This window comes from Mesorhizobium sp. WSM4836 (assembly GCF_055811815.1).
Map to the genome: position 1 here is coordinate 77,787 of NZ_JBVVQF010000024.1, position 12,561 is coordinate 90,347.

General features: G+C 63.5%; 16 protein-coding genes. 4 read left to right on the forward strand and 12 right to left on the reverse strand.

Translation table 11 applies throughout. The features are described from left to right. Positions 1–6: 6 nt before the first annotated feature. The 3 genes from AC0L2P_RS25055 to AC0L2P_RS25065 are packed head-to-tail and all read right to left on the reverse strand — an operon-like array spanning position 7 to position 2,406. A complete protein-coding gene (locus AC0L2P_RS25055; RefSeq protein ID WP_473504982.1) occupies positions 7–678 on the reverse strand; it encodes a lysoplasmalogenase family protein in 672 nt (223 codons plus the stop codon). Further along, the gene (gene yddG, locus AC0L2P_RS25060) at positions 675–1,580 is read right to left on the reverse strand and encodes an aromatic amino acid exporter YddG (RefSeq protein ID WP_473504984.1); all 906 of its coding nucleotides are present in this window, start codon (positions 1,578–1,580) and stop codon (positions 675–677) included. Before yddG ends, AC0L2P_RS25055 begins: the two co-directional genes overlap by 4 nt. A gap of 34 nt (positions 1,581–1,614) precedes the next feature. Beyond that, positions 1,615–2,406, reverse strand: a complete 792-nt coding sequence (locus AC0L2P_RS25065) for a DUF3108 domain-containing protein (protein ID WP_473504986.1) — start codon at positions 2,404–2,406, stop codon at positions 1,615–1,617. 613 nt (positions 2,407–3,019) lie between these two features. Between AC0L2P_RS25065 and rpmB the strand changes: the two genes are divergently transcribed. The 3 genes from rpmB (at position 3,020) to AC0L2P_RS25080 (ending at position 4,754) form a co-directional block, all read left to right on the forward strand. Continuing rightward, positions 3,020–3,316 carry a 50S ribosomal protein L28 gene (gene rpmB, locus AC0L2P_RS25070; RefSeq protein ID WP_292664929.1) on the forward strand — a complete coding sequence of 99 codons (297 nt, stop codon included), beginning with the start codon at positions 3,020–3,022 and terminating at the stop codon, positions 3,314–3,316. A gap of 82 nt (positions 3,317–3,398) precedes the next feature. Next, positions 3,399–4,079: a queuosine precursor transporter gene (locus tag AC0L2P_RS25075; protein ID WP_473504988.1), complete on the forward strand. Its 681-nt coding sequence runs from the start codon at positions 3,399–3,401 to the stop codon at positions 4,077–4,079. Positions 4,080–4,082: 3 nt separating this feature from the next. Further along, positions 4,083–4,754, forward strand: coding sequence for a hypothetical protein (locus AC0L2P_RS25080; protein ID WP_473504989.1), 672 nt, complete (start codon positions 4,083–4,085; stop codon positions 4,752–4,754). 55 nt (positions 4,755–4,809) lie between these two features. Here the strand turns inward: AC0L2P_RS25080 and AC0L2P_RS25085 are convergent, their stop codons facing one another. The 6 genes from AC0L2P_RS25085 to AC0L2P_RS25110 form a co-directional block, all read right to left on the reverse strand. Further along, entirely contained in the window at positions 4,810–5,295 is a 486-nt protein-coding gene (locus AC0L2P_RS25085; RefSeq protein ID WP_352468695.1) for an SRPBCC family protein, read from the reverse strand. Further along, positions 5,292–5,660 (reverse strand): ArsR/SmtB family transcription factor, encoded by a 369-nt coding sequence (locus AC0L2P_RS25090; RefSeq protein WP_473504991.1) that lies wholly within the window; start codon positions 5,658–5,660, stop codon positions 5,292–5,294. Before AC0L2P_RS25090 ends, AC0L2P_RS25085 begins: the two co-directional genes overlap by 4 nt. A 178-nt stretch (positions 5,661–5,838) precedes the next feature. Next, the gene (locus AC0L2P_RS25095) at positions 5,839–6,855 is read right to left on the reverse strand and encodes an esterase-like activity of phytase family protein (RefSeq protein ID WP_473504993.1); all 1,017 of its coding nucleotides are present in this window, start codon (positions 6,853–6,855) and stop codon (positions 5,839–5,841) included. Beyond that, positions 6,852–8,750 carry a cobaltochelatase subunit CobT gene (gene cobT / locus AC0L2P_RS25100; RefSeq protein WP_473504995.1) on the reverse strand — a complete coding sequence of 633 codons (1,899 nt, stop codon included), beginning with the start codon at positions 8,748–8,750 and terminating at the stop codon, positions 6,852–6,854. The genes AC0L2P_RS25095 and cobT overlap by 4 nt, the downstream gene beginning before the upstream one ends. 11 nt (positions 8,751–8,761) lie before the next feature. After that, the gene (gene cobS, locus AC0L2P_RS25105) at positions 8,762–9,748 is read right to left on the reverse strand and encodes a cobaltochelatase subunit CobS (protein ID WP_473504997.1); all 987 of its coding nucleotides are present in this window, start codon (positions 9,746–9,748) and stop codon (positions 8,762–8,764) included. Positions 9,749–9,871: 123 nt separating this feature from the next. Then, a complete protein-coding gene (locus tag AC0L2P_RS25110; protein ID WP_473504999.1) occupies positions 9,872–10,501 on the reverse strand; it encodes a J domain-containing protein in 630 nt (209 codons plus the stop codon). 133 nt (positions 10,502–10,634) lie between these two features. Between AC0L2P_RS25110 and AC0L2P_RS25115 the strand changes: the two genes are divergently transcribed. After that, positions 10,635–10,937 (forward strand): BolA family protein, encoded by a 303-nt coding sequence (locus tag AC0L2P_RS25115; protein WP_473505001.1) that lies wholly within the window; start codon positions 10,635–10,637, stop codon positions 10,935–10,937. Between the two features lie 5 nt (positions 10,938–10,942). On the opposite strand, the gene AC0L2P_RS25120 is transcribed toward AC0L2P_RS25115, so the two are convergent. From AC0L2P_RS25120 to AC0L2P_RS25130, 3 genes are all read right to left on the reverse strand, one after another. Next, a complete protein-coding gene (locus AC0L2P_RS25120; RefSeq protein WP_473505061.1) occupies positions 10,943–11,335 on the reverse strand; it encodes a type II toxin-antitoxin system VapC family toxin in 393 nt (130 codons plus the stop codon). A 2-nt stretch (positions 11,336–11,337) separates the two neighbouring features. Beyond that, the gene (locus AC0L2P_RS25125; RefSeq protein WP_473505003.1) at positions 11,338–11,571 is read right to left on the reverse strand and encodes a type II toxin-antitoxin system Phd/YefM family antitoxin; all 234 of its coding nucleotides are present in this window, start codon (positions 11,569–11,571) and stop codon (positions 11,338–11,340) included. 167 nt (positions 11,572–11,738) lie between these two features. Next, the gene (locus AC0L2P_RS25130) at positions 11,739–12,548 is read right to left on the reverse strand and encodes an alpha/beta hydrolase (RefSeq protein ID WP_473505005.1); all 810 of its coding nucleotides are present in this window, start codon (positions 12,546–12,548) and stop codon (positions 11,739–11,741) included. Between the last annotated feature and the right edge of the window lie 13 nt (positions 12,549–12,561).

Below are 12,561 nucleotides of genomic sequence, written 5' to 3' on the forward strand. Positions count from 1 at the left end.
GCACACCTAGCCTAAAACGAAACCCAGCGTGATCGCCAGCTGGCCGGCGTAATGCAGCACCCAGACGGCGTGCCCCATCCAAGCGCGGTGCGGCGAGATGGCGGGCAGCAGGAACTTTTCCGCGGCGTATAGCCCGTCGGACAGGATGAGCAGGACGACGCCGCTCACGACCCAGACGCTGTTCAGGGTGAGCGCCGCAATCCCCATGGCAAGCAATGCCGCGGCATGCACACCGATCGGCAAACGCAAGGCGGGGCCGACGCGATGCCGGAGCGCGAAAAGCATGGCCAGCACCAACACGATCATCGCCGGCACGATCGCTGCCCGCCATGGCTCGACCGAAAGCAGCTCGAGGCCGCCGCCGGCACGCAGGAACAGCACGACGTAAAGCACATGCGCGGCAAGAAAACTGGCCGTACCGCCAAGAAATGCCTTCTCGCCGTCGCGCGACAGGAAGGCGTCGCCGACGGCGCTGACGCCGAGCGCCGCGACGAGCAGCCATGGACCGCCCTGCTGCGCGACCAGCACCGCCAGCATCGCCGGCGCCAATGTCCTTGCCGCCGACCGCGAAAGACGCGGCGGCATGCCGAGGCTGAACGCGTAGATCACCGCCGCCGCCAATGAAAACAGCAGCGTCGCATTGGCATTGGCATCGATGCCGCCGGCAAACGGCATCATGCGTTTGCCTCGCTCGCCGCCCTCTTGCGCAGGAACAGCGATTTCGCCGCCAGTGCCGCGCCGCCGGTGATCAGCACGCAGGCGGCGAGGATGCGCCATGACGGCTCGGCGAAGCCGGCGGCGATCAGCACCAGGGTGGACAGCAGCGGCGCGGCGTAGCTCGCCGCCCCCAGCACCTGGATGTTGCCGCGCTTGACGCCGATGTCCCACGCATAGAACGCCGCCCCCACCGGCATCAGCCCGAGACCGAGCACGGCCAGCCACTGGCCGGCGCCGGCGGGCAGCACCGTCTGTTCCAGCAACAGATGGCAGACCAGCGAAAGCGCCGCGGTGGCGGCGCAGAACCAGGTGACGATCGAGGTCGGCACCGACGGGAAGCGCCGCGACAACAGAGAATAGGACGACCACAGCAGCGCACAGACGCCGGCCATCGCATAGCCGAAGGCATAACGCGCATCGAAGGCAAGCCCGCCGCCCTTAGTGACGATCAGGACCGTGCCGGCAAGACCGAGCAGCGCGCCGACGATATGGTTCCAGGCCAGCCGCTCGCCAGGCATCAGCGCCGATCCCAGCACGATCAACAGCGGCCACAGATAGGCGATCAGGCTGGCCTCGACTGCCGGCGCATTGCGCAGCGCGGTGAAATAGAAGAAGTGATAGCCGAACAGGCCGGCAATGCCGATAACCCAGACTTTGCGTGGTATTTTGACCTGGCGCGGTATCTTCGCGGCGCCGTCGGCTGCCGGCATCAACAGCCGGGCAACCAGGCCGACGCAGGTGCCGATCGTAAAGGTGATTGCCGAAAGCAGGAACGGCGGCACCGAACCCGAAGCATCCGTAAGCAGCGCCAGCAGCGCCCACATGGCGACCGCGGAGAAGCCGATCAGTGTTGCGCGCGCCATACCCGTGTCCACCGTTGGCGGCGCACCGTCACGCCTATTCTTTTGCTTCGAACCGCTCTGCGCTGATCGTCAACGGGCCGATTTGCGTGCTGACCGTGGCGCGGATCGGCGCATATACGGCGCTTTGACCGACCGGTGCAAACGTCACCATGATGCGGCTGCGTTTCTTCAGGTAGTTCAGCGCCTTGCGGTTCTTGCGGTAGCCGGCCACCGGCTCGAAGCCCAGCCTGCAGGTGACCGTATCGCCCTCATAGCCGGCCACCGAGATCGACCCTTTCGATTCGTAGGTCAGTTTCAGATCGGCACGCATTTCGCCGTCATAGAGCTTCACCGTGCGCCCGCAGACCTGGTCGAGGCTGTCGGCATGGATGACGGTGGCGGCCATCGGATCGAGGACGGATACGAGATCGCTGCCGGCCAGCGGTATCCAATTCTCGGGATTGCGCTTCTTCGGCTCAGGCACGACCTTGGTCGAGGTGACGACGCCGTTGGCAAACTGGATATCGATCATCGATGCCTTCTTGCCGGACGTGTAGTCGGCACGAAACGCCTGCGGCTGCAACTGCTTGCCCGAAATCTTGCCCTTCGACGAGATAGTGCCTCGCGTATCGTCGAACAAAGTGGCGAGCCCGGCGGCGGAGACGCTGCCCTCGATCGAATAGGTGTCGCCCTCGTAATGGCTGGAGAATTTCGCCTTGGCCACGGAGAGGCCGAGGAACGACACCGAATACTCGCCCGTGAAGGATTGCGGCTCGGCGGCAGAAGCCGTCGTCGGCAGCGCGACGATTAACAGCACGACCAGGGCATGGAGGAAAGAACGAAGCATGGCGGGTCCTTGATTGTCGACCGGAGACGGGCGGCACCGGTCTGGCATGTCCCTGTGCGACCGCTTATAGGCCGAATTCCGGCCTTAATGTGAAAGGCGGCCTCGGCAGGAAACGTTCGGGGCTGGCCGACGGCCAAAACAAAAAACCCGCCTCGGCGGGCGGGTCGTTGGAGCCAATTGGCACCATACCCAAATTAGTAGCATAGATGCCGGCACAAAGCAAGAACAAAATGTGGCGCCATCGACGAATTTGCCGATCTCCCCCTTGCGGCGGAGATGTCCGGCAGGACAGAGGGGGGTGTGACGGATCGCCCAAGGTTCAATTTTGTCCTCCCAATGCCGAGAGTTTCGGCTGCAACGGTGCCAAGTCGGCGGGACAGCACCCCCTCTGGCCTGCCGGCCATCTCCCCGCAAGGGGGGAGATCGGCAGCGTCGCTGGTGTCGCCTCCTCCGAAAGTGCGATTCCCTCCCGCCAACCAACCCCAAGCTTGACGCCTCGGCGAAATGCAACTATGGAACGCCAACTTTTTCCATAAGGCCGCCTGACCGAAACCGCGCGCCACCCGGCGCGGGTCGAATGTTTGGCCAGGACCGAGAACCGAAGGTTAGAACCATGTCCCGCACCTGCGAACTCACTGCCAAGGCAGTCATGTCCGGCAACAATGTGAGCCACGCCAACAACAAGACCAAGCGTCGCTTCCTGCCCAATCTCGTCAATGTGACGCTGATCTCGGAAGCGCTGAACCAGAATGTGCGCCTGCGCATTTCGGCCAACGCGCTGCGTTCGGTCGAGCATCGCGGCGGCCTCGACGCCTTCCTGGTCAAGGCTGACGCCAAGGAATTGTCGCAGCGCGCCCGCCTGTTGAAGAAGCAGATCGCCAAGAAGCTCGCCGAACAGCCGGCCGCCTGAGTTTTTCGGCGTCAGCCGCCTTCCAGGGCGTGACCCGGGTTCCGGATCGCGTTCCGCTGGTTCCATTACCCAGGATAAAAAAATGATTTTCCTCTCGCGGTACCTGCCCTTCGTGGCGGCCATGGCGCTCGTCGTCGTGGCTTCGAACATCCTTGTGCAGTTCCCGATGCAAGGTGCAATCGGCGGGCTGTCGCTGGCCGACATCCTGACCTGGGGCGCCTTCACCTATCCGTTCTCCTTCCTGGTCACCGATCTCGCCAATCGCCGCTATGGGCCAGCGGTGGCGCGCAGGATCGTCTTTGTTGGCTTCATGACAGCGGTGATCTGCTCGATCGTCATCCCGCCGCTGCTGTTTCGCCACGGCTTGATCGAATTCGAGACCGCCGCGGACCGGCTGGTTCGCATTGCCGCGGCGTCGGGCGCCGCCTTCCTCACCGCGCAATTGCTCGACGTCACCGTGTTCAACCGGCTGCGCCGGCAGAGCTGGTGGCGCGCGCCGATCGTCGGCACGCTGGTCGGCTCCGTTTTCGATACAGTGGTGTTTTTCACCGTCGCCTTTGCCGCGGCTTTCGCCTTCGCCGGGCCCAACGACGGCTTTGCGCTGGAAACCGCGCCGCTGATGGGCGTGTTGCCGGTCGAGACGATGCGCTGGGTATCCTGGGCGCTCGGCGATCTCAGCGTCAAGCTGGTCATAGCGGTGGTGGCGCTGATCCCTTACCGGCTGCTTGCCGCCCGCTGGAGCCAGCCGGCACTGGCGGCATAGTCTGTGATCCCTTGGGTCCAGCTTGATTCAGCAAAGACGCCTGACGGCAGACAAGAGCTCCGCCTGAAGCGGCGCGGCGGCGAATTCTCGATCATGCTTGGCGCCAACGAGCTGATGAACAGCCGGCTCAGCGGTTCCGAAGAAGCGCTGGCGAAGCTGTCCTGCCAAAGGATTGCCGGCGTTCAGAATCCAAGTATCCTGATCGGCGGCCTCGGCATGGGCTTTACGTTGCGCGCGGCTTTGGCCGAGCTTGGCGATGATGCACAGGTCACCGTTGCCGAATTGGTGCCGGCCGTCGTGATTTGGGCACGCGGCCCGATGGCCGAGCTTTTCGACGGCTGCCTTGACGACCGGCGCGTCAGTGTTCACGAGACCGATGTCGGTCAGCTCATCCGTTCGCAAGCATCGGCCTGGGACGCGATCCTGCTCGACGTCGACAACGGCCCCGAGGGCATCGTCTACGAGGCCAACGACGCGCTCTACAGCGCCGCCGGCCTCAACGCCGCACGCGCCGCGCTCAGGCCCGGCGGTGTGCTGGCGGTCTGGTCGCAGGGCCCTGATGCAGGCTTCACCCGAAGGCTCAAGCAGGCGGGCTTCACGGTCGAGGAGGTCAAGGTACGGGCTCACGGCAAGCGCGGCGCCCGTCACGTCGTCTGGCTGGCAAGCAAAGCATAGCGGAAGCATTTCGGGCGGAGTACTGTTTGGGCTCCGCCCGGCATGCCGACACCTACTACTTCGCTTTCTGAAGCTCAGCGGCGAGCGCCTGCAGCAGCCCGCGCGTGCCCTCCTCGCGTCCTTGCGCTGAATCGACGCCATCGAAGAACGCGCCCTGTTCGGTATAGGTCAGGCGGGTGCCGTCGCCGGAGGGTGCGAGCTCGACAGTGGTGAGCGACGCCGACAGCGGCTGCGGCCCGACCGCCATCCGGTAGGAAAATACGATGCGCCGGTCAGGGACGATGTCCTGGAACTGTGCATCGAGCCTGATCTCCGGGCCGCCCTGATAGCTGAACCGCGAAACCTCGCCGCCGCCGACACGGAAATCGAAGGTGAATTCGGCGATGGTGAAGCCGTCACCTTCGACGCGCCAACGCCGCACCGTCGCCTTGTCGGCAAAGGCGAAGAAGACGCGCTCGGGCGATTGAGGATAGGTCCGCTCGATCGTGAAGGTCGAATGGATGACGGAGTGCTCGTCGTTAACCGGGGCAATCTGGTTCATTTCTTGTCGTCCTTTTCCTGGTCGTGGAGTGTTGCGTTCGGTTGGTCAGTCTCCGCCAGGATCAGGCCGAGACGGTCGAGGTGGCGTTCGGCCGGCGTACGGCGCGCAGCGATCCAGTCGGCGAGCGGGGCGAGCCCGCCGGGCTCGATCCGGCAGGTGCGCACGCGTCCGACCTTCTCGCTTCGGATCAGCCCGCACGCTTCCAGCGCCTGGAGATGCTGGAGCACGGCGGCGAAGGTCATGCCGAACGGCTCCGCCAACTGGCTGACGGTGGCCGGCCCGCGGCTCAGTCTTTCCAGGATTGCCCGGCGCGTCGGCTCGGCAAGAGCCCGCAGGATGCTGTCGATCCCGGAATACTTAAGCATGGACTTGAGTATTTCGCCGATGGCGCAAATTGTCAAGTCACGACTAAAGTATTTTTTGCAGATGGTGAGAGCTGGCTGGAAAACCCGCGACGCCGGTCATTCCAAGGGAAACGTGTATGAGCTGCGAAACAGCGCTGGGACGGCAGCATGCCATCAGCCCCGCAACGGGGATCGCGCGTCAATCCTCGTGCAGGATGAATTCCAGATAGAGGTTGCGCTGCAGGATCGAGTGGTTGTCGTCGGACATCAGCGACACGATCAGCGTGCCGTCGGCGCGGGTCCAGACGTCGAGCGCTTCCATATTGTCGATCTGGTAGCCCATATCGGCTTCAAGCAGCACCGGCCCGTCGGCGACGGCGCCCTTCTCGACGCTTTCGCCATAGATGCGCCGCAGCCGCATCTTGACGCCGCCGGCCATCGAAAAACTGCGCTCCAGTAGCAACAGGTCGCCATCCGGCAGGAAAGCGCCGTCGGTGATGTCGAAATCGCCATTGCGCTTGACGGTGAAGACGCCCTTGTGCGGCCCTTCGATGATCGCGGCAAAGATGTTGCCGGCCTTGTCGAGGCTCTTTTCCGACACCACGACCAGCCCGCCCGCATGCTGTCCGTAAGGATGGGCGCGGGTGACGGTCTCGAAGCCGCGATTGCGGCGAAGTTCCCAGGCAGGGATCAGGAAGTCCAATTGCTTGAACGGCGCCTTCATGTCGTCCGGGTCGATCTTGAACTCTGCGATACGGTGATCGCGCTCGAAGCCGACCGTGGCAATGCCGTCCTTGACCGCGAGGCCTTCGGCATCGACCGCCCATTTCGGCTGGCCGGCCGCATCGACCATTTGCTGCATGCGAAAATTCTGTATGCCGGAAGGCCGCTTCTCGGCATCGTGGACGAGGGTGCCGAAAAACCAGAAACCGGTGTCGGCGACGCCGATGAAATCGCTGCCGGGCTTGAGGAAGCGAAGCGCCGACAGCGCGCCGAAATCGCGCGTCGGCGAGGTCATTTCGAGCCCGCCGACGAATTCGAGCGGCCCGAACTGTTTGTCCGGCCGGCCGATATGGAATTCGCTGATCGGCCGTGCCGAGATTTCGGCCGGCTCGACCGAGGCCGGGCCGGCAGCAACAGCCGGGGCCAAACTGATGCCTAACAACGCAATGGCGGCCAAAAGCTTCTGCCGAAAGCCGCCGCGGGAAAAAATCATCCGGCGCGCCGCATGCCGCCGCGCCGCGTATCGCGCACGGTTTCCTCGGCGAACAGCGAGGCCAGTTGCTCGGTCATGGCGCCGGCCAGCTCCTCGGCATCGACGATGGTGACGGCGCGGCGATAGTAGCGGGTGACGTCGTGGCCGATGCCGATGGCCAGAAGCTCGACCGGCGAGCGCGTCTCGATGAGCTCGATGATGGCGCGCAGATGCCGCTCGAGATAATTGCCCGGATTGACCGACAGCGTCGAATCGTCGACCGGCGCGCCGTCCGAGATCATCATCAGGATCTTGCGCTGCTCCGGCCGCGCGATGAGCCGGTTGTGCGCCCACAGCAGCGCCTCGCCGTCGATGTTTTCCTTGAGCAGCCCCTCGCGCATCATCAGCCCGAGATTGCGGCGCGCCCGCCGCCACGGATGGTCGGCGGATTTGTAGATGATATGGCGCAGATCGTTGAGCCGGCCGGGGTTCGGCGGCTTGCCTTCCTTCAGCCATCTCTCGCGCGCCTGCCCGCCCTTCCAGGCGCGGGTGGTGAAGCCGAGGATTTCGACCGAGACGCCGCAGCGTTCCAGCGTACGCGCCAGGATGTCGGCGCAGGTGGCGGCGACGGTAATCGGCCGGCCGCGCATCGAACCCGAATTGTCGAGCACCAGCGACACCACCGTGTCGCGGAATTTGGTGTCGCGCTCCTGCTTGAAGGACAAAGGCTGCATCGGGTCGATGACGACGCGCACCAGCCGCGCCGGATCGAGATAGCCCTCTTCGAGGTCGAAATCCCAGGAGCGGTTTTGCTGCGCCATCAGCCGGCGCTGCAGCCGGTTGGCCAGCCGCCCGACGACGCCGGAAAGATTGGCGAGCTGCTTGTCGAGGAAGGCGCGCAGCCGGTCGAGTTCCTCCTCCTCGCACAATTCCTCCGCGCCTACGGTCTCGTCCAAGGCCGTGGTGAAGACCTTGTAGTCGATCTCCTTCGGCAGATTGGTGAAGGGATTGTCGTTGCGGCGGGCCTCGCCGGGCGTCTCCGCATCGGCGTCGTCATCGTCGGAGAGATCCTCGGCGGTGGCGTCGGAAGCTTCCGTCTCGGCCGATTGCTCGTCGTCCGACGATGCCTCGGTATCCTCGGACTGCGACTGCTCGGAGCCGGAATCGTCTTCGCCGCCCTCCTCGCTCTGCTCCTCGCCTTGCGGCTGGTTTTCGTCATTGTCCTCGGAGTCTTCCGTCTCCTGGTCGTCGCCGAGCTCCTCGGCCATTTCCATGGAGGCGAGCATCTCGCGCACGACGCGGGCGAACGCCTGCTGGTCGTCGAGCTTTGCCGACAGCCCGTCGAGGTCGGCGCTGGCCTTTTCCTCGACCCAGGGCCGCCAGAGATCGACCAGCCGTTCGCCGCTTTTCGGCACAGCGCGGCCGGTCAGCTTTTCGCGCACCATCAGCGCCAGCGCTTCCTCGATCGGCGCGTCGGCCTTGTCCTTGACGTCGACGAGGTTGGCCCTGGCGTATTTGTCCTCCAGCATAGAGCCGATATTGTCGGCGACGCCCTGCATGGCGCGGCTGCCGATCGCCTCGACGCGGGCCTGCTCCACCGCGTCATAGATGGCACGCGCCGCCTTGCCTTCCGGCGCCAGCCTAGTGTGGATGCGCGCATCGTGGCAGGCGCGCTTCAGCGCCATGGAATCGCCGAGCCCGCGGGTGATGGCGATGTCCGCCTTCGATGCCTTCTTCGGCAATTCCGGCAGCCGGGCACGGCTGCCGGCCAGTGCCGGCCGGTCCTTGGCGAAGCCGACCTCGAGCTCCTTGTCGCCGGCAATCGCGCGCATGCAGACGGTGACGGCGCGCTTGAAGCTATCGTTCTCAGCGCCGGTCTTGGATTTGTTTCGCGTGTTGTCGCCCGGACCGGCCATCGAGACTCTGCTTAGCCCAGCACCACATTGGCCGCCGATTCGGGCAGATCTTCGCCGAAGGCGCGCTGGTAGAACTCGGCGACCAGCGAGCGTTCCAGCTCGTCGCATTTGTTGAGGAAGGTCAGCCGGAACGCCATGCCGATATTGCCGAAGATTTCGGCATTCTCGGCCCAGGTGATGACCGTGCGCGGGCTCATAACCGTCGACAGGTCGCCGTTGATGAAGGCCGAGCGCGTCATGTCGGCCACGCGCACCATCTTGTTGACGATCTCCTTGCCCTTGCCGTCGCGATAGTGCTTGGCCTTGGCCAGCACGATGTTCACCTCATTGTCGTGCGGCAAATAGTTCAGAGTGGTGACGATCGACCAGCGGTCCATCTGCGCCTGGTTGATCTGCTGGGTGCCGTGATAGAGGCCGGTGGTGTCGCCCAGCCCAACCGTGTTGGCGGTCGAAAACAGCCGGAAGGCCGGGTGCGGGCGGATGACCCGGCTCTGGTCGAGCAGCGTCAGCCGCCCCGACGATTCCAGTACGCGCTGGATGACGAACATCACGTCCGGGCGGCCGGCATCGTACTCGTCGAAGCACAGCGCGACATTGTGCTGGTAGGCCCAGGGCAGGATCCCGTCGCGGAATTCGGTGATCTGCAGCCCTTCCTTGACGACGATGGCATCCTTGCCGACGAGGTCGATGCGGCTGACATGGCTGTCGAGATTGACGCGCACCATAGGCCAGTTGAGGCGGGCGGCGACCTGCTCGATATGCGTCGACTTGCCGGTGCCGTGATAGCCCGACACCATGACGCGGCGATTATAGGCAAAGCCGGCGAGGATCGCCATGGTCGTGTTCTTGTCGAACAGGTAGTCCGGATCGATGTCGGGGACATGCTCGCTCGTCACCGAATAGGCCGGCACCACCATCCTGGAGTCGAAGCCGAATGTCTCCTTCACCGACACCGTGGTGTCGGGCAGGTTGGCGATGTCGCGATCGACCTTGTTCATCTCTATCAACGTCTCCACAAGCGAAACGCCGCGTTTCGCCGGCAATCGATTTTGTTCGGGGGCGGTCTTAGAGCCTTTTCCAACCTTATGAAAGTTGGAAAGCGACACGAACCGTAAGGTCGCTCAGCACAAACCTGCCTGCTTGAGCACGCGATACGCCTGGAGCACATCGCGGAACCGGTCTTCCGAACCTCTGTCGCCGCCATTCGCATCCGGATGGTGGCGTTTCACAAGTTCCTTATAGCGCGCCTTGATATCCTTGCCACTTGCCTTTGTATCAAGGCCAAGCGTTTCCAGTGCCTTGGCCTCAAGCGGCTTGGCCTTGCGCTGGCGGGCTTCGCGCGGGTCCTTCGGGCCTTTGAACAGGTCGAAGGGATCGCGCATGCGATTGTAGTAGCCGGCGCGGCCGGAGCGCGCCTGGGCGAAGTCGGGCGAGGAGCGTGTCGAGGCGCCGTTGACGCCCATTTTCCAGGTCGGCCGGTGGCCGGTCATGGCTTCCTTCTGGAAGCGGGCGATCTCGGTATCGGGAACGCCCGAGAAATAATTGAAGCCCTTGTTGTACTCGCGCACATGATCGAAGCAGAACTGGAAATACTCGCCTTCCTTCATGCGCCCGACCGGGGCGCGGTGGGTACCGGCCTCCTTGCAGCCATCCCACTGGCAGATCGGCGAACGCGACTTCAGCTCCGCGTCCTTCTCCGGGCGGATGCGAATCTTTTCGAAATATTTTGGGTACGGCTTCATCTCACCCATTTATGGGCTGTTCGCGGATGCGAAACAAGAATTGACATTTTCGCGATGATCGCCCTAACCGCTGAATCGCGGCATAAAACCGGCGAACGGCGAATTTTGTGCGATGACATAGATGTGGTGAAGGGAAGCGGCGATGTCCATACAGGCGACGATGGAAGATAAGTTGAAGAAGGCGTTTTCGCCGGAACGGCTGGACGTCATCAACGAAAGCCATCTCCATGCGGGTCATCATCATGTGGATCCCGGCCATCACGCCACCTTCGACGGCTCCGGCGAGACCCATTTCCGCGTCCGCATCGTCGCCCCCGCCTTTGCCGGCATGAGCCGCGTCGAACGCCACCGCGCCGTCAACGATCTGCTGGCACAGGAGTTGAAATCCAGCGTCCACGCCCTGGCGATCGAGCCCGCGGCGCCCGGCGAAAAGACCCGCTGGTAGTTGCCCTACCAGATTGTCTTTACATATCGATAATCTCGCAGCTTCTGATCCGCGGTCACCAAAGGTGCCGCAAATTTTCGACTGGTCGCAACAATGATCCGATCAGCCGGATCCTTGTGAAGTTCTCCCGGAAGTTCGGTACTATTCACGGCAATCTCATTGTCGACGGAAATGAAGCTCAGCTTTTCAAGCTTGCTGACCGTCGCCAGCCATTCACCCACATCCATCGATAGCATGAGACGCCCCCTCGATATCAGCATGGCGATTTCCCATGCTGATATCGAGGAGATCAAAATCTCGCCGCCTGTCCTCTCCCGCTCGATTGCGCGAAGTGCTGGTTCTGAAAGCAGATCGATGTCACCGCTGACCCAGCGGACGAGAACATGCGTGTCCAACACGATCAATTGTCGGCTTCCCAATCATCTTCGGCCACCGGATCCGTGGGGCGGTCGTAACGCAGGACAGACCCGCGCAGCACCTCCAAAGGGTCGCGCGAAACCGGTTCATAGCGTCGTATCTCCAGTGTGGGCTGGCCGTGATCGGTCACAATGATTGGCTCGCCACTCGTTTCAACCTGACGAAAATACTCGAGAGCCTTTGCCTTGAACTTGGATTTCGACACCTGCGCGCTCATGCGCCACCTCAATGAACAAAATTGCCGTTCACTATATGGGATCAGAAGTGACCACGGTCAATGACCATGGTTACAGAAATCGCTTCGGCCTTAGCCGCCGCCCGTTCCCCCCGTCTGCGCCCCTCACCTGCCTGCCGCCATCCGGCGAAAAGACCCACTGGTAGATTTCAGCTGAGGCTGGCCCTCAGGAAAGCCATCACCGCAGTGGTCAATGCATCGCCTTCGGTGCCGAAGTCGCGATTGATCGACATGTGCGAATAGGCGCTGCCGTCGAACAGCGTGACCCTGGTTCCGGTGGACTTCAGACGCTCGGCGAAGGCCTGCGCGTCCGCCGCGCGGGTTTTCGCCCGTGAATGGGCGATGAAGGTCGGCGGGTGCTTGCGACCTTCCACGTAGGTGACAGGCGACAGCGCGCGCCACTGCGCCGGATCGGGAAAGGCGCGGGCATAGACCCCTGCCATGCCGCCGCTCCTAGCCAATGCCTGAAGATCGTAAGCCCTGGTGTCGTCGAGGACCAGCGCCGCGACGCCGGGCAGGCCGCCGCGCAGGCCGGTCAATGCGACGAGATGGCAGCCGGCCGAATGGCCCATGGCAACGATCCGGTCCGGATCGCCGCCATGCCTGGCGATATTGGCGCGGACGTAGCGATAGGCCAGTTCGACATCCGCCGCCTGGGTAGCGACGTCGGCCTCGGGCAGCATCCGGTAGTCGATCGAGACGAAGCAGAAGCCATTGTCGAGCAGGAAACCAGGCTTGGCATCCACGTTGTTGCGGTTGCCCACCCGCCAGGCGCCGCCATGGACGAAGAAGACGACCGGCAGGCCGCTTGCGCCGTCGGGGGAATAGATGTCGAGCTTGGCCGGCCCATAGTCGAAGGTTTCGGGCGACGGCGAACGCAGCCGCGATGCCGCCGCGGCCTGCCCCGGCAGCAGCGCCGCCATCGAGGCCAGAAGCAGGCTTCGCCGATCGATCGTCATAAACGCCTGCCTG

What these genes read in the sequence shown, in the direction of transcription:
- AC0L2P_RS25130 (WP_473505005.1), bottom strand. Translation starts at nt 12,548, where the DNA reads ATGACGATCGATCGGCGAAGCCTGCTTCTGGCCTCGATGGCGGCGCTG.
- AC0L2P_RS25065 (WP_473504986.1), bottom strand. Translation starts at nt 2,406, where the DNA reads ATGCTTCGTTCTTTCCTCCATGCCCTGGTCGTGCTGTTAATCGTCGCG.
- AC0L2P_RS25085 (WP_352468695.1), bottom strand. Translation starts at nt 5,295, where the DNA reads ATGAACCAGATTGCCCCGGTTAACGACGAGCACTCCGTCATCCATTCG.
- cobT (WP_473504995.1), bottom strand. Translation starts at nt 8,750, where the DNA reads ATGGCCGGTCCGGGCGACAACACGCGAAACAAATCCAAGACCGGCGCT.
- cobS (WP_473504997.1), bottom strand. Translation starts at nt 9,748, where the DNA reads ATGAACAAGGTCGATCGCGACATCGCCAACCTGCCCGACACCACGGTG.
- yddG (WP_473504984.1), bottom strand. Translation starts at nt 1,580, where the DNA reads ATGGCGCGCGCAACACTGATCGGCTTCTCCGCGGTCGCCATGTGGGCG.
- AC0L2P_RS25110 (WP_473504999.1), bottom strand. Translation starts at nt 10,501, where the DNA reads ATGGGTGAGATGAAGCCGTACCCAAAATATTTCGAAAAGATTCGCATC.
- rpmB (WP_292664929.1), top strand. Translation starts at nt 3,020, where the DNA reads ATGTCCCGCACCTGCGAACTCACTGCCAAGGCAGTCATGTCCGGCAAC.
- AC0L2P_RS25090 (WP_473504991.1), bottom strand. Translation starts at nt 5,660, where the DNA reads ATGCTTAAGTATTCCGGGATCGACAGCATCCTGCGGGCTCTTGCCGAG.
- AC0L2P_RS25055 (WP_473504982.1), bottom strand. Translation starts at nt 678, where the DNA reads ATGATGCCGTTTGCCGGCGGCATCGATGCCAATGCCAATGCGACGCTG.
- AC0L2P_RS25125 (WP_473505003.1), bottom strand. Translation starts at nt 11,571, where the DNA reads ATGAGCGCGCAGGTGTCGAAATCCAAGTTCAAGGCAAAGGCTCTCGAG.
- AC0L2P_RS25075 (WP_473504988.1), top strand. Translation starts at nt 3,399, where the DNA reads ATGATTTTCCTCTCGCGGTACCTGCCCTTCGTGGCGGCCATGGCGCTC.
- AC0L2P_RS25115 (WP_473505001.1), top strand. Translation starts at nt 10,635, where the DNA reads ATGTCCATACAGGCGACGATGGAAGATAAGTTGAAGAAGGCGTTTTCG.
- AC0L2P_RS25095 (WP_473504993.1), bottom strand. Translation starts at nt 6,855, where the DNA reads ATGATTTTTTCCCGCGGCGGCTTTCGGCAGAAGCTTTTGGCCGCCATT.